This is a genomic window from Arthrobacter sp. UYCu723, from assembly GCF_054059215.1.
The window spans coordinates 3,647,592-3,673,138 of record NZ_JBSSBW010000001.1; the positions used below are offsets into that span (position 1 = coordinate 3,647,592).

Sequence of the window (25,547 nt, forward strand, 5' to 3'; positions counted from 1 at the left end):
AGTGGAACACCCCGACAGCGAGGCCGGATGATCCACCATGCCCAAACACCTCACCGCAGCCAGCCCGGAATTACGCCCGGGACCGGCTGCCGATCGGTGGATCAAGGCTAAGCGGAACGGCCCTGCACCCTTCGGGGTGCGGGGCTTTTTTGCTATCGCTTGGGCATAATCGCTACCTTTTCTCCTTGCCGCGGAAGGTGCCGTTCATTCGGTCCGGTGTCCGCCTCAGCCACATGCAGAACTGGCATGCTGCCCGCAAGGTCAGTACCGTCGTCGTAACAACACATTCGCAAGCAGGCAGGTGCGGCATGAGCAAGAACAACAAGAACAGGCACAAGAACACGGGTCCCGCGGGGAAAAGCGGCCCCGGTTCCCCGGCCACTGGCTCCGTTTCCTTGAGCACTTTCCGTGCCGAACGTGCCATGGACGCTCTCACGCCGGCATTTGTCCAGTGGTTGGACGACGGCGCGCCCGGGGCCGCCGCTGCCGCCTTGCGATGCCTGGAGCAGGTCAAAACCGTCGCCGGCCGGTATATGGACAGCACGGCCGCGGCGGAGGTGACAGGTTTCGAGCCTATTCCCTTGGCGATCGCGATCTCGGACGAAGTCGCTGCCACGGTCCACGCTTCTGGGGGTGAGATGGCTGTCAGCGAGATGGCGGCCGTCGAGAACGCTGTCTTCGTCGTCGATGCTGTTCACACCTTCGTCGACTTTCTCTCCGAGACGGGCCGATGGAGCGGATCCGCGGAGCAGCTGGCCGGAGTCATGGACTTCTTCGACACCATCGCGGAGGAGGCTGACGGACGGGGTTACATCGATGTGCCGGACATTTCCGAAGAACAGACCCTGGAGGTATTCTCCGAGCTGCCGCTGATCCAGCGCGCCACGGCGCTGCTGCAGTGGATCGGAGAGGGGAGGCCCGTCACCGGAACCGGTGCGCTTCGCCTGCGGGACATCGAAGCGGCAGCCGCCTGCGTCGGGGTGACGGTCAGGGGTGGCACTAAGCGGGCGGAATCCGCGTTGCCGGGCACTGCAGCTTCGGCGGATTCTGTGCCGACGGTCCGGAGCATGTATGAGGTGCCGCTGCTGGCCCAGATGTGGGCCGCGCTCGAAGCCTCCGAGCTGATTGAGCTCAAGTCAACCAAGGTGGTGCCGTTCGAGGATGCCGAAGGCTTCCTGACCGGCGGTGCTTCTGAGCGGCTGGAGGAGTTCTTCACTTTCACTGCGTGTTTCCTGGAGCAGGCTGTGCTCGGGTTCGACCAGGACCAGCCGTGGGAACGGCCGATCGCCGGGCTGCAGACGTCGATCCTGATCGCGGCGGCAACGGCGGATCCGCCCTTGCTGGAACGCGTGCTGGCCGCCGCGGATTTTGCGCCGGAAGCCGAGAAGAAGACGGCAGGCCTGATGACCAGCCTGGCCGTGGGCCGGCTGGAAGCGCTCGCCGAGCTGGGGCTGCTTACCATCGACTCTCACTTCCGGATGCCGCCGGCGCTCATCGGATGCGTGGCGGAAGTGTTCGACCATGACTGGGTGCTGGCAGACCTGGGCCTCGAGGAGGACCCCGACGATGCGGATATTGAGCCGACAGTTGCTGAGCCGGCCGCTCTTCAGTCGCCCGTGACAGCGGCGCGGCCGGCTGCCACATCAACTCTGCAGCTGAAAATCATGCTCAAAGGGTCAAAACCGCCCATCTGGCGGCGTGTCCTGGTTCCGGGCGGGATGCCGCTCACTCAGTTGCACCAGGCGATCCAGGCACTGTTCGGCTGGCTGGACTACCACCTGCACCAGTTCCAGACCGGGGGATTCCGCGGCCCCACGTATGCGCCGGTGAGCGCGGACGGCGAAGATGATTCCTACGGCGAACCTTCCAGCGACGAATCGAAGGTGACAGTCGGTGAACTGCTGCCGGCCGTCGGCAGCACGATGACCTATACGTATGACTTCGGCGACGACTGGGAGCACGCCATCACGGTGGAGAAAATCCTAGCGGACGACGGCGGCGGGCAGCTGCCGCGGTGCACCGCTGGGCGCGGTGCCGCGCCGGCGGAGGACAGCGGCGGCACATGGGGCTGGGCGAACATTGTCCAGGCCGTCAACGATCCGGGCCACGAGGAGCACGAGGAATACCGGGAGTGGCTGGGATTGCAGCCGGGTGAGAGGGTGGACCCCAAGGCCTTTGATGTGGACCAGGCCAACGGGGACCTGGCAGATCTTTTCTGAGCGACAGAGACCATGGCCCGAGGGGCGGAGCAAAAGCCCGGCTATAGACTCGGTGGCACGAACAAGAGTTGGGGGAGAACATGTCCGTGCAAAGCACTCACAGTAAAACACCCGTGAGGCCGTTCAATCGGTTGGCCGTCGGGTCACTGGTGATGGCAGTCGTGGCAGCGGCCGCCCTGGTCCTTTCCAGTGTTGCCGTGATAGCAGTCTTCGCCGTAGGTGCAGGGCATGTTGCCCTCAACCAGATCAAGCTGCGAGGCGAACGCGGCAGGGTCTTAGCGGTAGCCGCTGTGTCCATTGGCTACGCCATTGCTACGTTTGCCCTGGCCACCACGATCTACTACGCGGTTACATTCGCCGCACAGCAAGCGCAGATGTAATTGTCGGGATCAGTCATGACCCACCGCCTGATGCTGCTCGACACTGCGTCGCTGTACTTTCGCGCCTTCTACGGCATACCGGACACGATCCGCCGCGCCGACGGCACGCCGGTGAACGCCGTTCGCGGGCTGCTCGACATGATCGCGCGGCTCACCACCGACTACGACGCGACCCATCTCGTTGCGTGCTGGGACGACGACTGGCGTCCGCAGTGGCGAGTCGACCTCATCCCGAGCTACAAGTCGCATCGAGTCGCGGAGGTGGTGGCGGGCGCCCCCGACGTGGAGGTTGTGCCGGACGCGCTCGAGGCGCAGATTCCGATGATCCGCCGGGTGCTCAGCCTCGCCGGCATCGCCGTTGTGGGGGCTGCGGACCATGAGGCCGACGATGTCGTCGGCACCTACGCCAGCCACGCCGAGCTTCCGGTCGACGTGGTGACGGGCGACCGCGATCTCTTCCAGGTCGTCGACGACGCCCGCCAGGTGCGGGTGATCTACACCGCGCGCGGCATGAAGAACCTCGAAGTCGTTACCGACGTCGTCGTCGTCGGCAAGTACCGCGTGCTGCCCGAGCAGTATGCCGACTACGCGACGCTCCGCGGCGACGCCTCCGACGGGCTCCCGGGCGTCGCCGGCATCGGCGAGAAGACCGCCGCGTCGCTGCTCGGAGAGTACGGCACGCTCGACGGGCTGCTCGCGGCGGCATCGGATGCGGGAAGCGGGCTGTCTGCATCCGCGCGGTCGAGGCTCGCCGCGGCCGCGGATTACCTCGCGGTCGCGCCCACCGTCGTGAAGATCGTGCGCGACCTCCAGCTGCCGACGCTGGAGGAGGCGGGCGCGCAGCTGCACCCTGTGGTCGGCGATGCGCGCGCCGAACTCGAGCGTCTCGCCACGGAGTGGAATCTCGGCGGCTCGGTCAGGCGACTGCTCGAAGCGCTCGACCTACGTCATTGAGAAGGAGAATCCCTGCATCGTGGCGGCTTCCTGCCTTTGGTCGAGTGGTGGCCACGCCACACGGCGATGAGTTCCAGCGCCGGGCGCGACAAGCGGTGAGGACGTCGAGCTGATCATCATGGTCGGTCGTTGGGCCGCCAGCCAGCGGGGGCCTGTGGCTACGTAAACCGGTTCACGGCGCCCCGTGGCCGTCCGAAGTGCCCATGGAAGGTCTCGGCATCCGCCAGAAACTCGACCAGGGCCTCTGCACCCCAATCCCTGAGCACTTTACGGGCCGAACGTGCCCAGGCTGGGACCGGTGCCGCCAGACGAGCTCAAGGGTAGCTCGTCCAGGATCAGCTTCTTCGCCGCCCTGTCCGACAGCGCTTAGCGGGTAGCGATCGTCTTCGAGGCAGACCTTCGTTCACGCGGGTGCTGGACGAAACCACCCAACTCACGCCATAATGCACACCACCACAAAGCAACGGGCACAACGATTTACACCACCCCACGGGACTCTATCGTCGGGGGTGTCGGATTCGCTTCGCGATGGGGTTGCGTCTGGTGGTTGGATGCAAGTGGAGGGAGAGGCTCATGACCGCACAGGAAACCGGGCGAAAGAGTGTCGGGGGGCGGGTGTCGGTCCGCCCGCTGCGCGAGGCGGACCTCGATCGCGCTGACGAGATCGTCAGGGTGGCGTTCGGGACGTTCCTCGGGGTCCCCGATCCGTTCGGGACCGCCGACTATGTCCGTACCCGCTTTGCCGCCGATCCGCACGCCGCCTTCGCCGCGACGGTCGACGGCGAGCTTGCCGGATCAAACTTCGCAGCCAACTGGGGCAGCGTCGGGTTCTTCGGACCGCTGACGGTACGTCCGGACCTGTGGGACCACGGCGTCGGCAAAAGCCTGATGGAGCCGATCATGGGCTGCTTCGAGACCTGGGGGAATAGCCACCTCGGCCTGTTCACCTTCTCGCACAGCCCTAAACACCTCGAGCTCTACCGCCGGTACGGCTTCTGGCCCCGATTCCTGACCGCCGTCATGCATAAGCAGGTCGCGGCCCGTGGCGCGGTGCCCGCCAGTGTGACGTATGCCGGGCTGTCCGCCGCCGAGCGGCCCGACTACCTCAGTGCGTGTCGCGCCCTGACCGACGCCGTGTACGAGGGTCTGGACCTGGAACGCGAGATCGTGGCCGCGCACGCGCAGGGACTCGGCGACACCGTGCTGCTGCCGGGGGAGTCGGGGCTCGACGGGCTGGCCGTGTGTCACTGTGGACCGGGATCGGAGGCCGGCGCGGATGTGTGCTTCGTCAAGTTCGGCGCCGTACGCCCCGGCCGGCAGGCCGGTGACAGATTCGAACGACTACTCGACGCCTGCGAGCAACTGGCCGCCGAGCGCGGACTGGGCCAGCTCGACGCCGGGATGAACCTGGGCCGCCCGGATGCCTATCAGCGCATGGTCGCCCGCGGTTTCCGTACCGGCTTGCAGGGCGTGACCATGCACCGGCCCAACGAGCCCGGCTACAGCCACCCCGGCGCCTACGTGATCGACGACTGGCGCTGACATCCCCGTCCCCTACCGTGCACACGTACTGCTTGCAGCACGTGCAGTTCCCCGGTGCCGTCTTCCGCTTCATCCCGCGGGGCACATGGCCCTCAATCGGATCAAGCTGCGGGACGAACGGGGGAGGGGCCTGGCGGTGGCCGCCGTGTCCATTTGGCCATTGCGACCTCTGCCCTGGTCTCCACGATCTACTCCGCGGTGACATTCGCCGCGCAGCAATCGCAGATGTAACGCACCGTACGCTCATCCCGCTGCAGGTAGTGGGCGATCCTATAGCAGGAAGGAAATGGTCCGGGAGCCAGCGGCGTCCGTTTCCATCGTGGCGGAGACCGAAGAGTAGTCATTGATGTGCAGCACACCGTCGGGGAGCGGGCCGGTATTCGGGCCTACTGCCACCGTGCGGATGCCGGCAGCCAGGCCGGCCGCGATCCCGGCGGGCGCATCCTCGAACACGAGGGCCTCCGCAGGCTCCACACCCAGCAGTTCGGCCGCCCGCAGATACCCCTCGGGATGCGGCTTGCCGTGGGTGATCAGGTCAGCGGTGACGACCGTCGCGGGCATTGCCAGGCCGGCCGCGTCCATGCGGATGTCAGCCAGGGCCCGATCGGCCGACGTCACCAGGGCAACGGCGTCGCCGGGAAGAATGCCCAGGAGTTCCGCGGCCCCGGGCAGCGGCACGATCCCCTCGGTCCGGACGCGTTCCATGGCACCGAGCTCGGCAGCAAGCACCTCGACGTCGGCGCCCGGCGGGGCGAACCGGCGAACAGTGTCGATGGCCTGCACACCATGGGACGTGCGCAGGATCTCGGCGGAGTCCAGCCCGTATCGGGCCGCGAACTCACTCCACACCTGCTCCACAACAGGCGTGGAATCCACCAGCGTGCCGTCCATATCAAACAGGACAGCACGGCAGGCGAGAGTGCGTGGAACAGCGGGGGCGGGGATAGGCATGATTCAATCATGGCCCACCACGCCGGTGGACAGACGAGTGTTACGCGCCGATAACGCCCCCGCGGTGCCCGGTCAGCTGGCCGGGATCACCAGGCCCTTGAACTTGGTTTCAATGAAATCCTTCATGTCCTGCGAGGTCAGGATCTTGTACAGCTTCTGCACCCGCGGATCATCCTTCATCTCGGCCTTCACAGCCAGGACGTTGTAGTAGGCGCTGTCCTTGCCCTCGACCAGCAGCTGCTTGTCAGCGCTCAGGCCGGCGGGAAGGGCAAACGCCAGCGTCACGATGGCCGCGTCCTTGTCGTTGAGGGCCTGCGGCAGGCTGGCGTTCTCGATCTCCGTGAACTTGAGGTTCTTCGGGTTGGCCTTGACATCCTTGAGCGTGATCGGGTTGTCGGTGACTTCGATGAGTCCCTTGGATGCCAGCAGCTTCAGGGCGCGGGACTCATTGGTGGGGTCGTTCGGGATGGCGACCGACGCGCCGTCGGGAAGGGCCTCCAGGGTGGCCACGTCATTGGAGTACAGGGCCATCGGCGGCAGGTACACCTTGCCCACGCTGACGAGGTTCTTGCCGGACGCCTTGTTGTAGGTCTCCATGAAGGTGGTGTTCTGGAACAGGTTGGCGTCGATGTCGCCGTCACTCACGGCCGGGTTCGGCGTGTTGTAGTCGCTGAACTCCTTGTACTCCACGGTGAGGCCCTCCTTCGGGGCGAGCTCCCGCTGGACATGCTTCAGCATGTCCCCGGCCGGCACGGCCAGGGCGCCCACCTTGATGGTCTCGGCCGGGCTGCTGGAGGTGCTCGCGCCGCAGGCGGACAGGGCGAGGACGGCGGCCACTCCGGTGACGGCGGCCTTCAGGATGTGTGAACGGAACATTGGAACTCTTTCGCAGAATGGAATGTGTGGTGGAAAGGAATCTGGTGCGGGGCGGCGGCTACCGGTGGGACAGGCGCCGCGCCGCGAAGTTGCCCAGGGACTGGAACACCTGCACCAGCAGGACCAGGAGGATGACCACGCCGAACATGTATTCGGGGCTGTAACGCTGGTAGCCGTAGCGGAAGGCGACATCCCCGAGTCCGCCGCCGCCCACGGCGCCCACCATGGCCGAGTAGCCGATGAGTCCGACAACGGTGGTGGATAGCCCGAGGGCCAGGGCCGGTACTGCCTCGGCAACCATGACCTTGGTCAGGATGGTCCACCGGGTGGCGCCCAGGGACTGGGCGGCTTCGACCAGTCCCACCGGCACTTCGCGGATGCCGATCTCCACCAGCCGGGCGAAGAAGGGAATACCGGCGATGGTCAGCGGGACAATGGCCGCCGTCGGTCCGATAAAGGACCCGACCAGCAGGCGGGTGAATGGAATGAGCAGGATCATGAGGATGATGAACGGGATGGACCTGCCGAAGTTCACCACAACGTCCAGCACCCGGTTCACAACGAGCCCCAGCGCCCGGCTGCCGAAAAGCTTCGACAGCAGGCCGCCGGACTCGGTGGTCACAAGCAGGACGCCGGCGGCCAGGCCGAAAACCACCGTGAACAGCAGGCTCAGGCCCACGGTGTAGAACGTCTCGCCCGTACCTTTGAGGATCGTGTCCAGGAGGTCCGACCAGAAGTACGGGTCATTGCGGTCGATCACTTAATTACCTCCACGAAGAGTCCCTGGGAACGGAGATCGGCGACGGCGGCGGCCACGGTCCGCTCGTCACCGGGCAGCTCCAGCCGGGTGCGTCCGGTCTGGTGCCCGTGAATGGTTTCGACCGCAGCACCCAGGATTCCGACGTCGATACCGTGCTTGCGCGCCAGCTGGGCGATCACGGGCCGGTCCGTCTTGACTCCGTTGAACGTGATTTCAACGATTGCGCTGGACGTCTCCGGGATCTCGCCCAGGGGGAACAGTGCCTGGCCCAACAGGGATTTCTCCGTTGTGAGCAGCTGTTCCACGCGCCCCTGTTCAAGGATCCGTCCGCCGCTCATGACGGCGGCGGGGTCACAAATCCGCTTGACGACGTCCATCTCATGCGTGATGGGCAGGACCGTCAGGCCCAGGTCCTTGCTGAGCTGGCGGATGAGATCAAGAATCTGCCGGGTCGTTTCGGGATCCAGCGCCGACGTTGCCTCGTCACTGAGCAGGACTGAAGGGTTGGATGCCAGTGCACGGGCAATGCCGACGCGCTGTTTCTGTCCGCCGGACAATTGTGCGGGATAGGCGGTGGCCTTGCCGTGGAGGGCTACCAGTTCAAGGATCTCGAGAGCCCGGGCCCGCCTCGCTGCGCGCCCCGCGCCGGTGATCTCCAGGGAGAGCTCCACATTGGCCTGCACGGTCCTGCTGCTGAGCAGGTTGAAGTGCTGGAAGATCATGCCGATGTTGTGGCGTGCCTCGCGCAGCTCTGTGCCGGCGAGGGTGGTCATCTCGCGGCCGTCGACGCTGACGCTTCCCGAATCGGGACGCTCCAGTGAATTGATCGTGCGGATCAGTGTGCTCTTACCGGCGCCGCTCTGGCCGACGACGCCGAAAACCTCGCCGCGCCCGACGGACAGCGAGACATCGTCAAGCGCCCGCACCGCCGTCGCCCCTGAGCCGGAAGTGCCCGGCCAATCGGGAACTCCGCCTGCATCCACGGCAGAGTGAGAGCTTCGTCACTTTCTATCCGGGCGTGTTGCCCCCGTGCAAGCATGGGACTCACCGACAAAGCACCGTGAGGGGACCCGATTAAATCCAACGAACTGCTGCTGGACGCCTTCGGCCGGATCCGAGACACCGTGGGCACCACTCTTGAAGGAACCGACGGCGAGGCTCTGGTCCGTAGGCCCTCCGGTAACGGAAACTCGATTGCGTGGCTGATCTGGCACCTCAGCCGGGTGGAGGACGCGCAACTGGCCTCCGCCGCCGGCCTGGAACAGGTCTGGACCTCGCAGGGGTTTGTCGGCCGCTTCGACCTGCCGCTGCCCAAACGCGACACCGGCTACGGCCATTCGACCGGCCAGGTCGACGCCGTGAAGGCACCGCCGGAGCTCTTGCTCGAATACTACGACGCCGTTCACCGGCAGACGGTGGCGTTCCTGATAACCCTCGGCGATGAGGACTTCGACCGCATCGTCGACACCCGTTGGGACCCGCCCGTCACGCTCGGGGTGCGGCTTATCAGCACCATTGCTGATTGTCTCCAGCACGTGGGGCAGGCCGCGTATGCCAAGGGCTTGAACCCCGCATCGGCAGACTGACGTGTGCGGGGCCGTTCTGCTTGTCTAGTACTCCGCCGGCCGGAGGTTAGGCAACGTTTGTGTTGGTGGTACCGGGGCCGGCATTAATTGCCGCGGCGACCAAGCGGTCGAAGCTGGCAGTCCCGTTCTCTGGAGGGACTACGGTAAAGACCGCAATCCATTTCTCGGGTGCATTTTTCTCCAGTGTTGAAGCCCGAGCCACATGCAGGTTCAACCCGGGCACCCCGCTGACAAGGAGCGGAAGCTTCTCGCCGCTCTTGGCCATGTGCCGAAATTGCTTGACCGACAATTGGTCGCCAGGGCGACTCGTTACCTCGGCGATGGTGTCATTTATCCTCTTGGTCAGCCCCCGCCTGAATCTTCTCTGGGCCGAGACCGTGGGCGCCGTGAGAAGCGCGGCGAAGAAGAAAGTGAACAAAACCACGGCGCCGAAACTTCTGAGGCTGGGCAGGATGATCATCAGGATCAGGCACAGGATCAATCCAAAGAGACTGGACATGATGAACTTGATAACGGGGTTTTCGCCTGGTTTCTTTGACCAACGAACAAGAGCGACGGTGTCCTTACGGGGCTGATCGCGCCTTGAAATTTCCATGATTAGTACCCCTTCACTTCCATGAGCGCTTCAGCCAGGATGATGGCCTCGCGTGCTTCCTTGAGATCGCTCAGCAGACCCATGTCGGGAATGGCTCCGGTGGCAACGGTGGAGCCGGCGAGTTCAGAAAAGATGCCGCTCAGCTTTTCGCGGTCCTGTGACAGCATCCGGGACGAATTCAGTTTGACTCGGCTCAGCTCAAGCTCCAGAAGTGACTTGTCGATTGCCTCCCGGCGTCCCTGCATGACCGACAACTTTTCCGTGACGCGCTGGGCACGGCCGCGGAGCATCGATTCCATCTTTAGTGCCACGTCGTGGAGTTCGCTGAGGGCGGTGTACGTCTGCGGCGACCCGGAGTGCCCGGCGAGCTGCTCGCTGACGTGGAGGCGCCGTTGTTCCCATTTCCGGACGGCGGATTCGTATGGTCCTAAGAGCAACGAGACGGCAGCCAGCGCCTTATCCAGCGACCCCGCCCGCGTGCTCAGGCTTGTCGTGGCGGCGTCCAGCCTCGCCAGGAATGCGTCGTAGTTGTCATGGGGAGGGGCGCTATTGGTAGTCATGAGCCACTCGCACGCGGTAACGCGCTTCCCCTCGCCAAAAACTGCCCCCATCTCTCATGGCAAGAGAATAGAGGCTCCGAGCCCGATGGCATAGAGTCCGGACTTGAACCCCGCCGAACTGCGCCGGCAGCGACGTGGATGCTTACGACGGCGCGGCAATGGTGTCGTACGAAAAAGTGTGAGTTCCTATGAGAAAGTGTGAGTTCCTATGAAACGGATCGGTTTTCTCTCCTTCGGCCACTGGCGCAACGTCCCCGGTTCGCTCGTGCGCTCCGCCCAGGACTCCCTCCTGCAGGCGATTGAGCTGGCCGTGGCCGCGGAGGAAGTCGGCGTCGACGGAGCGTACTTCCGCGTTCATCACTTCGCCGAGCAGCAGGCCTCGCCGTTCCCACTGCTCGCGGCGATTGCCGCCCGCACCTCTCGTATCGAGATTGGCACCGGCGTTATTGACATGCGCTATGAGAACCCGCTCTACATGGCTGAGGAGGCCGCCGCCGTCGACCTCATCAGCGGAGGCCGTCTGCAGTCGGGGGTCAGCCGCGGTTCCCCCGAGTCAGTGGTGGCTGGCTACGAGGCGTTCGGGCACCTCCCGGCCGAGGGCGAGTCCGACGCCGACATGGCCCGCCGGCACACTGCGCGCTTCCGGTCCGCCATCTCCGGCGCAGGCATAGCCGGCGCCAATCCGCAGATGGGCGGGCGCACCGGACTGGTCCCGATTCAGCCCCTGTCACCAACGCTCCCCGAGCGAATCTGGTGGGGTGCCGGAAATCGGGCCAGCGCCCGCTGGGCGGGACAGCAGGGCATGAACCTCATGTCTTCGACCCTGCTGACAGAGGACACCGGGGTCCCCTTCGACCAGCTGCAGGCCGAACAGATCGCCGGGTACCGGGAGGCCTGGGCAGCGGCTGGCCACCGGCACACTCCCCGGGTGTCCGTGTCGCGAAGCATCGTTCCGCTGATCGATGACGACTCCCGTCGCTACTTCGGACTGCGCGCCCAGGCCGACGCCCGGGACCAGGTGGGCTATATCGACGGCGGGCTGGCCCGGTTCGGGCGTAGCTACGTCGGTGAACCCGACCGGCTCGTTGAGGAGCTCGCCCGGGACGCGGCCGTGGCCGCGGCGGACACATTGCTGGTAACCGTCCCGAATCAGCTTGGCGTGGACTTCAACGTCCGGCTTCTCGAGTCGATTTCTCGCGACCTCCGCCCCTCCTTGGGATGGGATTGACGCGGGCGCCACGGCGGCAGGGGCGAAACCAAAATGACGCGGCAGCTTTGACCTGGGTCTGGACATGGAAACCGGCCCGCACTAGATTCAGCCGACAAGCCGGGACTGAACGCAGGTCTTCCAACTCAAGGAGCATTGGCGATGGAGAAACGGAAACTGATCGCCCTTCTCCTTGACAGGGCGGTCCTGTCGGCCGGTGCGCCAACTGTGGAGTGCGTCGAACGGCTACGCAGAAGTGGAGGCAGGCACAGCTCAACGTCGCGGGGCTCCTCCGTTCACCATCAACCTCAAGGAATAACATGTTGATCAAGTCGCCCACCGCAGCCGTACTCATGACGTTCCTCTTGGTCAGCGGGTTGGTTGCAGGAATCTCGGCTCCGGCCTCGGCTGCGGGTACCACGTACTACGTCAGTGCCGCGGGGAGCGACAGCAATTCGGGAACCTCAAGCTCGGCGCCGTGGAAGTCTTTGTCAAAGGTTAATTCCATCGTCCTTACACCCGGCGACACCGTCAGTTTCCGCAGGGGCGATACTTGGACCGGAGGCCTTGTGGCCAACCAGAGCGGGACAGACGCCGCTCCGATCACCTTGAATGGCTACGGCAGCGGCAACGCTCCGACGATCACCGGCGGTAAGTCGGGAAACTGCATCAGGATTAACGGCAACTACACCATTGTTGACGGACTACGCGGTGTTTCCTGCGGCTATGCAGGCATCAGCATCACAGGGGACCGCAATACGGTCCGGAACTCCAGCGCCTCCAACAATGCTGTGGGCATCAAGGCAGGTTCCGGGTCTGACTTCGGGAAATACACCGGCAATGTACTGACCAACAACAACATCATGAATGTCTTAACGCAAGGCACGAATTGCGGAACGCCTCAGGCAGTGAACTGCAATGACGACTCTGGTGCTTCCGGCGTGCTGATCAACGGCAACGACAATGAGCTTTCCGGTAATACGGTCAGCGGATCCAACGCGTTTTCCTATGATTACAACCGCGACGGCGGCTCGTTCGAAATCTACAACGGCAACCGGAACAACATTCATCACAATGTGGCCCTGGACAACAACAACTTCTCCGAGATCGGAAAGTCCTCGGGAACTGCGGACGGCAACACGTACCGCTACAACCTGGTCCGTTCAACCTGTGGTGCCAACTGCACCCAGGCCAAGGGCTTGATCGCCCGCGGGACAGGGACCTCGTTCGGACCCACGAACGGCACCATTTTTGAGTTCAACACCGTGTATCTGAACGGTCCGCAGTCCCAGGCCATTGTCTGCCATGCGAGCTGCCCTTCATCGACGGTGATCCGGGCCAACATCCTGGCAGGCGTCAAGAACTCCCTGTGGATCAACGGCTCCGGCTGGACCGAAAAGCAGAATGTTCTCAACGGTCCGATCAACTTCGTGCCGAACAGCACGTCCACCACCGCGCCGGCAGCTTTCGTGAACGCGCCCACCGATCTCCACTTAACCGGCAGCAGCCCGGCAATCGACCGCGCCGGAACCAGCTTTTCCACTCTGGACCTTGACGGACGGGCAGTGCCCCAGAACGGGGACTGCACCGGAACGGCCGCTGCCGATTCGGGGGCCTACGAGTACGACTCGCCCAACTGCTGAAATCTTGCCGCCGTCGCCCCCGGTCACCATCGGATGGATCAGGGCTTGGTCATGGACTCGGGCGGCGGCGGGAACGCTGCGGCCGGGTAGAGTTCGGCGACCTGCTGCATGTAGTTCGCCCACTGCGGGCCCGCGAGCATGTAACCGTCAATCCCCTTGTAGAACTTGCCGTTGATGGTGACATTCTGGCCGGGCCGTGTCTGACCTTCCAGGGTGTCCCCGAAGAAGGAAGCGGTCGCGAGTCCGGAGGTGTAGCCGACCACCCAGGTCGCGCCGTTGTTGTTGGAGGTGCCGGTCTTAGCCGCCACCGGGAACTTACTCTGGACCTTGGGGTCGATGTAGACGCCGGACCCCCGTTTCAGCACGTCCTGGAGCACGGAGTTCACGCCGCGGGCAACCTCGGGCTTGACGGCGGTGTGGCAGTTGCTGGTCTCGGCCGGAAGCTTTCGCCCCGCCGCATCGGTCACGTCCACAATGGCGATCGGCGCGCAGTATCTGCCGTCGTTGGCGAACGTGGCAAACGCGTTGGCCAGGTGGAGCGGCGCGACGCCGATGGCACCCAGCAGGTTGCCCAGCTGGTGCATGTTCACCGGGGCGTTATCCACGCCGCTGTGGAGCCCCACGGCGTCCACCATTTTCTGGATGCCGCAGAAATCCAGTTGGGCGGCCTCAGCGAAGGTTGCGGTGTTGATGGAGTTGTAGAGCCCGTAGTTGACGGGCATGGGGCGGTAGTATCCCTCATCGTTGTTCTGGAGGTCGTCCGCGGCGCCGAGATTCTTTTGCGCCGAGTCGTAGGCACCGAGCACCTTGCCGCAGCTGGATTTCCATGGAAAATCGAGGGGATACGACCGCCGGGAGGCGTCCACTTCAGTGGTCAGGGACTTGCCCTCATTGAGCCATTCCGCGAACGTGAACGGTTTCATGGTGGACCCGGGCTGGAACCCGCCGGCGCCGTTCAGGTCATTGCCGTTGGCGTCCTTGGAATCGACGTTGAAGTTCAACTGGGTATCGAATTTCCCGGGTTCGGTGAGATACACGGTGTTTTGCGCCATCGCGAGAATCTTGCCCGTTCCCGGCCCGATGGACACCAGCGACGCACCCCACTTGTCCGGGTTGGCCCCGGCCGTGGCGTCGACCTGCGCCTGCGCGGCCACCTGCAGTCGACTGTCCAGCGTGGTGGTGATGGTCAGGCCGCCGCGGTACAGCTTCTTCTCGCGGTCGGCCAGGTCGACGCCGTACGCCGGGTTGTTGAGGAAGAGGTGCGAGACATAGTCGCAGAAATACGGTGCTATTTCCGCAGCGGCGCAACCCTGTTGCCCCTGGGTGATCTTGAGGTCCACTCCGGTGGCGACGGCGGCGTCATGTTCAGCTTGCGGAATCTTGCCCTGGCTGAGCATATTGTCCAGGACCTGGTTGCGTCGCTGGATGGAGTTTTCCGGGTGGACGGCGGGATCGTAGAAGCTGGGGCTGTTCACCAAGCCGGCAAGCAGGGCAGCCTGCGGCAGGGTGAGGTCCTTGGCGGTTGTGCTGAAGAAGTGGCGCGCCGCGGCCTCAATGCCGTAGGCGTCCCGGTTGAAAAACACGATGTTGAGGTAGCCCTCGAGGATCTGCTCCTTGGTGTACTTCTTCTCCAGTTCGATGGCGAGCTTCATCTCGCGCACTTTGTCGCCGATACTCTTCTGCCCGCTGAGGATGACCTGATCGCCCCTGTCCGCCGACAACAGCGACTCGTTGAGCACATTGGTGACGTATTGCTGGGTCAGCGTGGATGCGCCCTGCCGGCCGCCGCTGGTCAGGTTCGACGTCAGCGCCCGGAGAATCCCCTGCGGGTCCACACCGCCGTGCTCGTAGAAGCGGCTGTCCTCGATGGCGACTATCGCGTCCTTGATGAACGGGGACATCTGGTCCAACCCGACTTTCACGCGGTTCTCCGCGTAAAAGGTGGCGATCGGCTTCCCGTCCGCGCTCAGCACCTTGGTTGACTGTGACGGCGTACCAACCGTCAGCTCAGAGGGGAGGCTGTTGAAGAATATGATCGAATTACGGACGGCGACGCCGGCAGCAGCCACACCGGGGACCACTAGGCTGGCGGCCAGAACGCCGCAGATCGCGCTCACCGTAAAGAATCCGATGACCCTCCAAAAGGCCGCGACCAGACGAGATCCTATTCGGTTCTTCGACGCCATTTTCTGTCCAGCTATCACGCTCGAAACGTGTGTTCAGAATACGCCGGAAGACCCCCATGGGCCAGACGGCAGGGTGGATGGTTCCGAGGCGTTGCACTGGCGGTTGAACACCCAGAGGTCCAAGCTTTAACTAGTCGGCGCCCGGCCGGTACCGGCTGTACGGCAGCGCCGACGGCGGCATCTGGAGTGCGAGGAGAACGAGCATGGTTGACACGGCGGCACGGACTCGCAGGGCCGGCGCAGGACGCGATCTGGTGACAGAACTGCTGGGTATCTGGCTCCTCCTGGCCGTCTTCCTGGACGGCTGGGCACACCTGCACCTTCTCGGGCTGGAAACCTTCTTCACCCCCTGGCATGCCGCCCTTTATTCCGGTCTCGTGGCCTCAGCCGCGTGGACGGCCAGCGTGATCTGGACGAACCGTGAGCCCGGGCAGCCGCTGGCCCGGGCGATACCAGCCGGCTACAAGGGCACGGTCATTGGACTCGTCCTCTTCGCCCTCGCGGGCGTTCTGGATCTGGCATGGCACGAGATACTGGGCATCGAAACCTCGCTCGACGCCTTGGTGAGCCCTACCCATCTGCTGCTGGGGTTCAGTCTCTTCCTCATCCTCGGAACCGGCATCCGCAGTGCACGGGCCGCCGGCCGATCAGACGCCTTCGAATGGACACCCCCGGCGGTACTCGCTGTGGTCCTGATGGCCGGGCTGGGCGCCTTCTTCCTCATCTACTGCTCGGCGTTCGTCCGGACCCCGCCGGCAGTCCCATATATACCGACGCCGATCGGGAGCCCCGGCCGCACCCAGGCGGAGATGCCCGCGGCACTCGGAATGGCCAGCTACCTCGTGACCACAGCGCTGATCATCGCACCCTTCCTATACACCCTCTCCGGAGCCCGACGGCCGCCTCACGGCATCGCCACCATCCTGGTCGTTGTGGTTGCGTGGCTGCCCCTGGCCATGTCGGGGCTCCCCCCTGCGGCGGCTGCCGGGGCCGCAGGGGCCACGATAGCCGCGGTCGTGGCGGACCTGCTGCTCGCCCGCTGGGCGCGGCCGTGGCTGGGGCGCCGGCTGGCGGCGGTCACCGCACTACTGGCGGCGCTTATCTGGACGGGCCAGCTGGTCGGCATCGCCATGACGTCAGGGATTGCATGGCCTGTGTCGATGTGGCTGGGGGCAGTTGTGCTGAGTGCGGGATTGGCTGCGGGCCTGGCCTTCGTCAGCTCGTGGAATTCGGGGAGCGTCCAAAGTCACGCGCCGATCAGCCCTTTACCCGTTGCCGGTGGTGCCGCGGCGTTTCGCCGGCGTCGCTGAGGAAATGCCGATTGAAATTCGACAGGTTGGAAAAACCCACTTCATAGCAGATGTCGGAGATGGCTTTGTCGCTGCACTCCAGCAGCCGTCTGGCATGTGCGAGTCGCAGTTTGCGGACCAAATCGCTGAAGTTCTGGCCGGTTGCGCGCTTAAAGTACTTCGAAAACGTCGGCTCTGACATCCCGACAAGTGCTGCTGCCTCGGACATCTTGACGGTGCCGGCATGGTTGCTGAACACGTATTCCAGGACAATGTCCACCACGGCGGCTGCCTGGCCATCCAGCTGAGGCCTGAACCATTCTTCCGCCAGGTAACGCCGTTCGTCCTCCGGTGCGTGCGCAAGAATGGCAAAGAGTTGAAACATGTGGTGCAGCCGTTCCAGTCCGGTGGATGAGCCCATCGCCTCGATGGCCGCGGCGGCCAACTCGGCTGACCTCCCGAGAAACTCGATGCCGCGCGCGGACTGTGCCAATAGGGGTTCGATTTCAGCCATTTCCGGAACCATGGAAGCTGCTTGCTGAACCCATTTCCCGTCGAACTGAACCACGGCATCACGCCGCTCCAGCACTTCACCGGGTTCAAGGTCGCTGACCCAGTCGTGCGGAAGCCCCGAGCCCACCAACGAAACGTGTCCGGCCTCGAACGTGCCGATGTGGTCTCCCACAATGAATTTGCCGGTGCCCTTCCGGATCAGATGGATCTCGTATTCCGGATGGTAGTTCCACCGGGCCAGTGGGCTGGGATAGTCATGCTCGTTCCACCGCACCGAATGGTTGGGGTCGGCAGGTATGACTTCTCGGTTGGCCCGCATGCCGACAAGCCGTTCGGCTAGCCTGGCCGCGGCGCCTTCGCTCAGGTCCGCTGTGCTCATGCGATTCTCCACATCGTCGGAGGTTATGAAATCGGGACAGCGCTCCTGGCGCTTTCCCTTAGGTTAGCGCCTGCAATCCCGTGCGCACGGCAAATTAGTATCAAAACTACGCAAGCAGCGTGCTAGTTGTGCCCCACCCCACAGGCCTAATCTTGAGGAACACATCAGCGAGGCACCCCGGCATCCAGCCCACGTCACGCTTTCAGCCCCGCCTCGGCACCGCAGCCGGTGCAGGGCAGCTTTGCACCCCCCATGAAGAACAAAGGAGTCCTTAATGCGCGCAAAAATACGCGTCGCCTCGTTGGCCGCAGGTGCCCTGTGCGTGGCCCTCAGCGCCTCGGCCTGTTCAGGTGCCGGCGGAGGCAATTCCGCAGGAGACCCGAACAGCATCAACGTCCTGATGGTGAACAACCCGCAAATGGAAGACCTGCAGAGGCTGACGGCGGATAACTTCACCAAGGACACCGGCATCAAGGTCAACTACACGGTCCTGCCGGAAAACGATGTCCGCGCCAAGATCAGCCAGGAGTTCTCGAGCCAGGCTGGCCAGTACGACATTGCATCGCTATCTAATTACGAGATCCCCTTCTATTCCGCGAACGGCTGGCTGGCACCGCTGGACAATGTGGCCAAGGATGCCGAATTCAAGCAGTCGGACATCCTGCCGGCCTACACGGCGTCGCTGACGGGCAAGGACGGCAAGCTCTACGGCGAACCGTTTTACGGCGAATCGTCCTTCCTGATGTACCGCAAGGACATTCTCGACGCCAAGGGACTGACCATGCCGGAGCAGCCCACCTGGGACGAGGTCGCCGACCTTGCCGGCAAGGCCGACGGTGCAGCTCCGGGCATGAAGGGCATCTGCCTGCGCGGACAGCCGGGTTGGGGTCAGGTTTTCGCCCCGCTTACCACCGTGGTCAACACCTTCGGCGGGACCTGGTTCGACAAGGACTGGAACGCCAAGGTCAACGCGCCCGAATTCACCGCAGCGACCGAGTTCTACACCAAGCTGGTACGCGAGCACGGTGAAGCGGGCGCCGCCCAAGCCGGGTTCACCGAATGCCTCAACAACATGAGCCAGAGCAAGGTCGCCATGTGGTACGACGCCACCTCCGCAGCGGGTGCGTTGGAAGCCGACGCTTCCCCGGTGAAGGGGAAAATCGGCTATGCCCAGGCTCCGGTGAAGGAAACCAAATCCGCCGGTTGGCTATGGACCTGGTCCTGGGGCGTTCAGGCTGCCTCCAAGAAGCAGGACGCTGCGGGGAAGTTCATCGCCTGGGCCAGTTCGAAGAAGTACGAAGAACTGGTGGCGTCCAAGCTCGGCTGGGCCAAGGTTCCGTCCGGCAAACGCATCTCCACTTATGAGAACGCCGAGTTCCAGAAAGCCGCGCCGTTCTTCAAGGCCGAACGCTCGGCCATTGAAAACGCTGATCCGAAGAACCCCGGCGTCCAGGAGCGCCCGGTGATCGGTATTCAGTTCGTTGGAATCCCCGAGTTCGCCGATCTGGGCACCACTGTCTCGCAAGGAGTGAGTTCCGCTATCGCCGGACAGGGCTCAGTATCCGATGCGCTGGCCAAGGGGCAGGAAGCCGCACAAAAAATCGGCGACAAGTACAAGAAGTAACAACCCACCAATCGGTCCGGTGGCCCGCTTCCGGGCGGGCCACCGGACCGAAGGAGACCGTCATGACTACAGCAACAGCGCGCACCGCCCGTACCGGGCCGAGCGCACCAAAGTCTTCCAAGAATGCCAAGGCCCGTGAACGTGCTTTCGCCTGGGCACGGCGTGCGCCGCTGCTGCCGGCGCTGATTTTCCTCATCATCGTCACCCAGCTCCCGTTCGTGGTGACCCTGATCATTTCGTTCCTGAACTGGAACAGCCTGCGCCCGGACCAGACCGGATTCGCTGGCTTCGACAACTACATCCAAGTCCTCACCAACGCCGACCTTCGCCAGGCGATCTTCACCACCATCATCCTCACCGTCTCCGTGGTCCTGGCCAGCCTGGTGATCGGCCTCGGACTGGCCCTGCTCCTGGACAAGAAGTTCCTCGGCCGCGGACTGGCCCGGACGCTGCTGATCGCACCGTTCCTTGTGGTCCCCGTTGCCGCGGCCCTCATCTGGAAGCACGCCCTCCTCAACCCCACCTACGGCCTGATCAACGGCACCCTGACTTGGGTCTGGTCACTCTTCGGCAGCGACGCCCCGCCCCAGCCGGACCTCCTGTCCCAGGCACCGCTGATGGCCGTCATCGTCTCGCTCGTCTGGCAGTGGACACCGTTCATGATGCTCATCCTGCTCGCCGGTCTGCAGTCACGGCCGATGGACACTGTCGAAGCCGCCCAGATGGACGGGGCCAGCCCATGGCAAATCTTCCGCCACCTCACCCTGCCGCACCTGCGCCAGTACCTGGAACTCGGCGGCCTGCTCGGCGCTATCTACATCGTGCAGAACTTCGACGCAGTCTTCACTCTCACCTCAGGAGGCCTCGGCACGGCCAACCTGCCGTATGCCATCTACCAGACGTTCTACTTCGCCAACGAATACGGCCTGGCGTCCGCCGCCGGCGTCGTGGTGGTCATCGGCACGATCATCGTGGCCACGTTCGCCCTCCGCACCGTATTCTCGCTCTTCAAGAAGGAGGCAGCACGATGAGCACCCTCACCCCTGCCGCACACCGCAAGTCCGCAGCCCGACCGGCCGCCGTCAACACCGGTTCACGGCGGCGCGGCAAGTCCCGCATGGACCCCACCCGTAACAACACCGCAGCCGGAATCGCGGCCTGGCTCCTTGCCCTGCTTTTCGCAACGCCGGTCCTGTGGATGATCCTCACGTCGTTCCACTCGGAAACGGACGCCGCCACGAACCCGCCGTCCCTCGCCGCCGGCCTCACCCTGGACGCTTACAAGGAGTTCTTCGGGGCAAGCTCCGGGGTCAGCCCGTGGCCACCGCTGATCAACTCCGCCACAGCCTCGATCTTCTCCACCGTACTGGTCCTCCTGCTGGCCATCCCGGCCGCCTATGCGCTGTCGATCCGGCCGGTCCGGAAGTGGACGGACGTCATGTTCTTCTTCCTCTCCACGAAGATGATGCCTGTGGTCGCCGCGATCCTGCCCCTCTTCCTCTTCGCCAAGACGGTGGGCGCTCTGGACAACATCTGGTTCCTGATCCTGATGTACACCTCGATGAACCTGCCCATCGCCGTCTGGATGATGCGCTCGTTCCTTGCCGAAGTGCCGGTGGAAATGCTCGAAGCTGCCGAGATCGACGGAGCAGGTCTGCTCCTGACCCTCCGCGCGATCATCGCACCCGTGGCGATGCCCGGCATCGCCGCCACCGCCCTGATCTGCTTCATCTTCAGCTGGAACGAACTGCTCCTGGCCCGGGTCCTCACCGGCGTCATGGCCGGCACCGCGCCGGTATTCCTGACCGGCTTCGTGAGCAGTCAGGGCCTGTTCCTCGCGAAGGTCTGCGCTGCTGCCGTAGTCATCTCCCTGCCCGTGCTGTTCGCCGGGTTCGCCGCACAGGACAAACTCGTTCAGGGTCTCTCCCTCGGCGCCGTGAAGTAACCCGTCACCAACCAAGCAACCATTTCCCAGAGGAGCACTCCGATGACAACACCAACCGCTCAGACCACCGCGGCCTTCTCCGCGCCCCCCACGACAATGCGTGCCTCCGTCCTCCAACGCCAGGGGGAGATGGCCATGGAAACCCTGCCTGTCCCGCAGCTTGAGACCGACCAGGTTCTCGTACAGGTCGCCGCCGTCGGAGTCTGCGGCAGCGACGTTCACTACTACGAGCACGGCCGGATCGGCGAGTACATGGTGGACCACCCGCTGATCCTGGGCCACGAACTCTCCGGGAGGATCGCCGCCGTCGGAAGCTCCGTTGACCCGTCCCGCATCGGCAACCGGGTCGCCGTCGAACCCCAGCGGCCCTGCCGCAAGTGCAAGCAGTGCAAGGCAGGACGCTACAACCTTTGCCCCGACATCGAGTTCTACGCCACCCCGCCGGTCGACGGCGCCTTCGCCGAATACGTGACCATCCAGAGTGACTTTGCCTACGACATCCCGGACGGCGTCAGCGACGAGGCCGCGGCCCTCATCGAGCCGCTCTCGGTCGGGCTCTGGGCCTGTGAACGCGCCGACATCAAGCCTGGCAGCCGGGTGCTGATTGCCGGCGCAGGCCCGATCGGCATCATCGCCGCCCAGGCCGCCCGGGCCTTTGGGGCAACCGAAATCTACATCACGGACATCGCCGAAGACCGCCTGGCCTTCGCCCTGGAACATGGCGCAACCCACGCCCTCAACGCCAGGACGGATTCCGTGGACGGGCTGGATGTCGACGCCTTCATCGACGCCTCCGGCGCCCCACAGGCCGTCCGCGCCGGCATTAGGGCCGTGGGGCCAGCGGGCCGGGTCATTCTGGTCGGCCTCGGGGCCGACGACGTCGAACTCCCGGTCTCCTTCATCCAAAACCGCGAAATCTGGCTCTCCGGCGTCTTCCGCTATACCAACACGTGGCCTTTGGCCATCCAGCTGATCGCTGACGGCAAGGTGGATCTGGACGTCCTAGTCACCGGCAAATTTGCGCTTGCTGACGCCGAGGAGGCGCTCAAGGCTGGCAAGCGGGCCGGACAGCTGAAAACCGTTGTTTACCCCGGCCGCTGATGCACGTCACGGACACCGGGCAGCCGGGCACGAAGACATACTGCAAGGAAGCAGCCATGCCATCACATGACACCACATCCGCATCCAGCCGGGCTGTCGGGAACACCGTCCTGACCGTGATCGGCGAATCCCTAGTCGATATCATCATTGATGGCCAGCGGGCGGCGGCAACCCAGGCCCACCCCGGCGGGAGCCCCCTTAACGTGGCTGTCGGGGCCGCGCGCCTGGACCTCCGGACCACCCTCGTGACCCACTACGCCGCAGATCCGTACGGCCTCATGATCGAAGACCATCTGCAGTCGAACGGCGTCGACGTGATCAACGGCGGGACCGCGCCGACGTCAACTGCCGTCGCTACGCTGAATGCCGACGGCGCTGCTGAGTACACCTTCGCCATCAGGTGGGATATCAATGGGGCCTCACTTCCTGCCCTGGCCGCCGTCGAAGGGTCCACGCACGTGCACACGGGATCAATCGCCACCGTGCTCGGGCCGGGCGATCAGGTCACTCTTGCCCTCGTGAAGGCAGCCCATGGGCACGCGACCGTCAGCTACGACCCTAACTGCCGGCCGGCGATCAGCCCGGATTCGGTCGCCGCACGCAGGCAGGTTGAACTCTTCGTGGCTGCCAGCGACATCGTCAAAGCCAGCGACGAAGATCTGCACTGGCTCTACCCGAACCGGACACCGGACGAAACCCTGGAAGCCTGGCTCGGTCTCGGGCCGGCGATGGTTGCCTTGACACGGGGAGACGCCGGCCCGATCATCCTCTCCGCCAGGGGCCGGGTGGAGATGGCAGCCGAACCCATCACGGTTGCAGATACCGTGGGGGCGGGCGATTCGTACATGGCCGGGCTCATCTCCGGGCTGGCCCAACTTGGTGGCCTCGGGGCCACGGGCAGGCAACGATTACAGACCCTGACACTGGATCAGCTGTACGCTCTCGCCGCCTACGCCAACCGTGCCGCGGCCATCACCTGCTCCCGGCAGGGTGCAAGTCCACCGTGGTCCGCGGAACTCGGCCTGCTGCCCGCCCCCTCACAGGCACAGGAGCGCTGAAACATGCAGACGCTACGTACAGCACAGTCGCCGCGCCGCGCTGTCGCGGCTGGACGCGGCCACGGTGACGGCCGTTAAGGATCCGTAAGGATTGATGCGGGGGCGGGAGCAAAGCGGCTGGCCGTTGTTACCTTGGGTAGTGATCGCGGTGGCGGACACCGCGCGTGAAAGGCACTCATGACCACGCTCAGCAGGCCGCCGGCCGATCCCTCGGCACCACGCCCCGGGACGGCGGACAAGTTCAGGAGCTGGCTCCTGTTCGGCCTGCAGGACGCCAAGGGGACTCATCAAGGCCCCGGTGCCGTGGGCGACGCCCATCTGAAGAGGCATTCGTGGTGGCAAGTGATGTGCCTGACCGGCGTCGACTATTTCTCCACTCTGGGGTACCAGCCGGCTATCGCGGCCCTGGCTGCGGGGGTGATCTCCCCTCTGGCCACCATGGTGCTGGTTGCCGTCACACTCTTGGGCGCCCTGCCGGTCTACCGCAGGGTTGCCGGCGAAAGCCACCGTGGCGAGGGGTCCATCGCCATGCTTGAGCGTCTCCTGCCGCGCTGGAGCGGCAAGCTCTTTGTACTGGTCCTCCTGGGATTCGCCGCCACCGACTTTATGATCACCATGACCTTGTCAGCCGCAGACGCCACGGCACACGCGATCCAGAACCCCTTTGCCCCGGCCTGGCTGCAAGGTCAAAACGTCCTGATTACGCTGTTCCTGCTCGCCATGCTTGCCGCCGTTTTCCTCCGCGGATTCAAGGAGGCCATCGGGGTAGCGGTGGTCCTGGTCGGCATCTACCTGGGGTTGAATGTGGTGGTGGTCGTCGCGACCATCGTTGAAGTGTTCGCCCACCCGCTTGCCGTGGGGGACTGGTGGCACGCACTGTCCACCTCACACGGGAATCCGTTCATGGTGGTCGGCATCGCGCTGCTCGTCTTCCCCAAGCTGGCCCTGGGCTTGTCCGGCTTCGAGACCGGCGTGGCCGTGATGCCGCAGATCAAGGGATGGCCCAGCGACACCGAGGAGAATCCGGCCGGCCGGATCCACGGGGCCCGCAGGCTGCTGACGACGGCGGCCGTCATCATGAGTGCGTTCCTGATAACCACCAGCTTCACCACCGTGGTGCTCATCCCGGAGCAGGAATTCCAGCCCGGCGGACAAGCCAACGGCCGCGCCCTGGCGTTCCTGGCCCACGAATACCTTGGGCCCGGTTTCGGAACCGCCTATGACATCAGCACCATCGCCATTCTCTGGTTCGCCGGTGCCTCCGCGATGGCCGGACTGCTGAACCTCGTCCCTCGGTACCTGCCCCGTTACGGCATGGCCCCTGAATGGGCCAGAGCAGTGCGCCCTCTGGTGCTCGTGTTCACCGCCGTCGGGTTCCTGATCACCTACCTGTTCAACGCCGACGTCGATGCCCAGGGCGGCGCGTACGCCACCGGCGTCCTGGTGCTCATGACTTCGGCTGCAGTGGCCGTAACCCTCTCGGCGCGCCGCCAGCAACAACCCAAGCGGACCGTCGGATTCGGGGTGATAGCCGTAGTGTTCATCTACACCACCGTGGCCAACATCTTTGAACGGCCCGAAGGCATCCGGATCGCCTCTTTCTTCATTGTGGGCATCATTGTGATCTCACTGCTCTCCCGGATCCTGCGTTCCTTCGAGCTGCACGCCACCCACGTCCACCTCGACCGGCAGGCGCTGGAATTCATGTCCTCCAACCTGGACGGACCCATCGCCATCATCGCTCACGAACCCCTGCGCCTGAGTCCCCAGGCCTACCGGGACAAGCTGACGTCCGCCATCGAGGTGGGCCACCTGCCCCTGGATTACCGGACGCTGTTCCTGGAAGTCATCGTGGACGATTCCTCCGATTTTGAAACGGCACTGGAGGTCCACGGCATCCACCGGCACGGCTACCAGATCCTGGAGGTGCACGGACCCGTGGTGCCGAACACGATCGCCTCGGTACTGCTGCACATCCGGGATGTGACCGGGCTGATGCCGCACATCTACTTCCGCTGGACCGAGGGAAACCCAGTCACCAACCTGCTGCGTTTCCTGTTCCTGGGCGAAGGCGAGATCGCACCCGTCACCCGCGAAGTGCTGCGCGAAGCCGAACCCGATGTCACCAAACGGCCCTGGGTCCACGTCGGCTGAGCCGCCCGCGGAAGTGAAGCAGGAA

22 protein-coding genes are annotated in these 25,547 nt (G+C 64.3%); 14 read left to right on the forward strand and 8 right to left on the reverse strand.

The window, feature by feature from the left end; all coding sequences use genetic code 11:
- Positions 1 to 308 precede the first annotated feature (308 nt).
- The 4 genes from ACVWZ8_RS17080 (at position 309) to ACVWZ8_RS17095 (ending at position 5,095) form a co-directional block, all read left to right on the forward strand.
- Positions 309 to 2,219 carry a plasmid pRiA4b ORF-3 family protein gene (locus ACVWZ8_RS17080; protein WP_456505284.1) on the forward strand — a complete coding sequence of 637 codons (1,911 nt, stop codon included), beginning with the start codon at positions 309 to 311 and terminating at the stop codon, positions 2,217 to 2,219.
- A 113-nt stretch (positions 2,220 to 2,332) separates the two neighbouring features.
- Positions 2,333 to 2,599, forward strand: coding sequence for a hypothetical protein (locus ACVWZ8_RS17085; RefSeq protein WP_426978229.1), 267 nt, complete (start codon positions 2,333 to 2,335; stop codon positions 2,597 to 2,599).
- Between the two features lie 15 nt (positions 2,600 to 2,614).
- Positions 2,615 to 3,553 (forward strand): 5'-3' exonuclease, encoded by a 939-nt coding sequence (locus ACVWZ8_RS17090; protein ID WP_456505285.1) that lies wholly within the window; start codon positions 2,615 to 2,617, stop codon positions 3,551 to 3,553.
- A 573-nt stretch (positions 3,554 to 4,126) separates the two neighbouring features.
- A complete protein-coding gene (locus tag ACVWZ8_RS17095; protein WP_456505286.1) occupies positions 4,127 to 5,095 on the forward strand; it encodes a GNAT family N-acetyltransferase in 969 nt (322 codons plus the stop codon).
- 270 nt (positions 5,096 to 5,365) lie between these two features.
- Here ACVWZ8_RS17095 and ACVWZ8_RS17100 read toward each other — a convergent pair whose 3' ends face one another.
- From ACVWZ8_RS17100 to ACVWZ8_RS17115, 4 genes are all read right to left on the reverse strand, one after another.
- Positions 5,366 to 6,046, reverse strand: a complete 681-nt coding sequence (locus tag ACVWZ8_RS17100; protein ID WP_456505287.1) for an HAD-IA family hydrolase — start codon at positions 6,044 to 6,046, stop codon at positions 5,366 to 5,368.
- A gap of 72 nt (positions 6,047 to 6,118) precedes the next feature.
- A complete protein-coding gene (locus tag ACVWZ8_RS17105) occupies positions 6,119 to 6,922 on the reverse strand; it encodes a MetQ/NlpA family ABC transporter substrate-binding protein (RefSeq protein WP_456505288.1) in 804 nt (267 codons plus the stop codon).
- Positions 6,923 to 6,980: 58 nt separating this feature from the next.
- Entirely contained in the window at positions 6,981 to 7,682 is a 702-nt protein-coding gene (locus tag ACVWZ8_RS17110) for a methionine ABC transporter permease (RefSeq protein WP_456505289.1), read from the reverse strand.
- Complete coding sequence (locus ACVWZ8_RS17115; protein WP_456505290.1) at positions 7,679 to 8,608, reverse strand: methionine ABC transporter ATP-binding protein; 930 nt, start codon at positions 8,606 to 8,608, stop codon at positions 7,679 to 7,681. The genes ACVWZ8_RS17110 and ACVWZ8_RS17115 overlap by 4 nt, the downstream gene beginning before the upstream one ends.
- A gap of 147 nt (positions 8,609 to 8,755) precedes the next feature.
- Between ACVWZ8_RS17115 and ACVWZ8_RS17120 the strand changes: the two genes are divergently transcribed.
- Positions 8,756 to 9,268: a mycothiol transferase gene (locus ACVWZ8_RS17120; RefSeq protein WP_456505970.1), complete on the forward strand. Its 513-nt coding sequence runs from the start codon at positions 8,756 to 8,758 to the stop codon at positions 9,266 to 9,268.
- Positions 9,269 to 9,314: 46 nt separating this feature from the next.
- Here the strand turns inward: ACVWZ8_RS17120 and ACVWZ8_RS17125 are convergent, their stop codons facing one another.
- Together ACVWZ8_RS17125 and ACVWZ8_RS17130 are read right to left on the reverse strand one after the other, a co-directional pair.
- Complete coding sequence (locus tag ACVWZ8_RS17125; RefSeq protein ID WP_426978219.1) at positions 9,315 to 9,863, reverse strand: hypothetical protein; 549 nt, start codon at positions 9,861 to 9,863, stop codon at positions 9,315 to 9,317.
- Between the two features lie 2 nt (positions 9,864 to 9,865).
- Positions 9,866 to 10,423 carry a hypothetical protein gene (locus ACVWZ8_RS17130; protein ID WP_426978218.1) on the reverse strand — a complete coding sequence of 186 codons (558 nt, stop codon included), beginning with the start codon at positions 10,421 to 10,423 and terminating at the stop codon, positions 9,866 to 9,868.
- A 208-nt stretch (positions 10,424 to 10,631) separates the two neighbouring features.
- Here ACVWZ8_RS17130 and ACVWZ8_RS17135 point away from each other — a divergent pair, with 208 nt between their 5' ends.
- Both ACVWZ8_RS17135 and ACVWZ8_RS17140 read left to right on the forward strand, forming a co-directional pair.
- A complete protein-coding gene (locus tag ACVWZ8_RS17135; RefSeq protein WP_456505291.1) occupies positions 10,632 to 11,651 on the forward strand; it encodes an LLM class flavin-dependent oxidoreductase in 1,020 nt (339 codons plus the stop codon).
- 299 nt (positions 11,652 to 11,950) lie between these two features.
- Positions 11,951 to 13,273 (forward strand): hypothetical protein, encoded by a 1,323-nt coding sequence (locus ACVWZ8_RS17140; protein ID WP_426978216.1) that lies wholly within the window; start codon positions 11,951 to 11,953, stop codon positions 13,271 to 13,273.
- Between the two features lie 38 nt (positions 13,274 to 13,311).
- Here the strand turns inward: ACVWZ8_RS17140 and ACVWZ8_RS17145 are convergent, their stop codons facing one another.
- Positions 13,312 to 15,459: a transglycosylase domain-containing protein gene (locus tag ACVWZ8_RS17145; protein ID WP_426978214.1), complete on the reverse strand. Its 2,148-nt coding sequence runs from the start codon at positions 15,457 to 15,459 to the stop codon at positions 13,312 to 13,314.
- 203 nt (positions 15,460 to 15,662) lie between these two features.
- Here ACVWZ8_RS17145 and ACVWZ8_RS17150 point away from each other — a divergent pair, with 203 nt between their 5' ends.
- On the forward strand, positions 15,663 to 16,769 hold the full coding sequence (locus ACVWZ8_RS17150; RefSeq protein WP_456505292.1) for a hypothetical protein: 1,107 nt from the start codon (positions 15,663 to 15,665) through the stop codon (positions 16,767 to 16,769).
- Here the strand turns inward: ACVWZ8_RS17150 and ACVWZ8_RS17155 are convergent.
- A complete protein-coding gene (locus ACVWZ8_RS17155) occupies positions 16,717 to 17,640 on the reverse strand; it encodes an AraC family transcriptional regulator (RefSeq protein ID WP_456505293.1) in 924 nt (307 codons plus the stop codon). The two genes, ACVWZ8_RS17150 and ACVWZ8_RS17155, sit on opposite strands and share 53 nt — an antisense overlap.
- 274 nt (positions 17,641 to 17,914) lie before the next feature.
- Between ACVWZ8_RS17155 and ACVWZ8_RS17160 the strand changes: the two genes are divergently transcribed.
- The 6 genes from ACVWZ8_RS17160 to ACVWZ8_RS17185 all read left to right on the forward strand — a co-directional run bounded on the left by ACVWZ8_RS17160 (position 17,915) and on the right by ACVWZ8_RS17185 (position 25,522).
- The gene (locus ACVWZ8_RS17160; protein ID WP_456505294.1) at positions 17,915 to 19,264 is read left to right on the forward strand and encodes an ABC transporter substrate-binding protein; all 1,350 of its coding nucleotides are present in this window, start codon (positions 17,915 to 17,917) and stop codon (positions 19,262 to 19,264) included.
- Positions 19,265 to 19,326: 62 nt separating this feature from the next.
- On the forward strand, positions 19,327 to 20,295 hold the full coding sequence (locus ACVWZ8_RS17165; protein WP_456505295.1) for a carbohydrate ABC transporter permease: 969 nt from the start codon (positions 19,327 to 19,329) through the stop codon (positions 20,293 to 20,295).
- Complete coding sequence (locus ACVWZ8_RS17170; RefSeq protein WP_456505296.1) at positions 20,292 to 21,209, forward strand: carbohydrate ABC transporter permease; 918 nt, start codon at positions 20,292 to 20,294, stop codon at positions 21,207 to 21,209. The genes ACVWZ8_RS17165 and ACVWZ8_RS17170 overlap by 4 nt, the downstream gene beginning before the upstream one ends.
- 42 nt (positions 21,210 to 21,251) lie before the next feature.
- Positions 21,252 to 22,310 carry an NAD(P)-dependent alcohol dehydrogenase gene (locus tag ACVWZ8_RS17175; RefSeq protein ID WP_426978205.1) on the forward strand — a complete coding sequence of 353 codons (1,059 nt, stop codon included), beginning with the start codon at positions 21,252 to 21,254 and terminating at the stop codon, positions 22,308 to 22,310.
- A 56-nt stretch (positions 22,311 to 22,366) separates the two neighbouring features.
- Positions 22,367 to 23,368, forward strand: coding sequence for a carbohydrate kinase family protein (locus tag ACVWZ8_RS17180; protein WP_456505297.1), 1,002 nt, complete (start codon positions 22,367 to 22,369; stop codon positions 23,366 to 23,368).
- Positions 23,369 to 23,545: 177 nt separating this feature from the next.
- On the forward strand, positions 23,546 to 25,522 hold the full coding sequence (locus ACVWZ8_RS17185) for an amino acid transporter (RefSeq protein WP_456505298.1): 1,977 nt from the start codon (positions 23,546 to 23,548) through the stop codon (positions 25,520 to 25,522).
- Positions 25,523 to 25,547 lie beyond the last annotated feature (25 nt).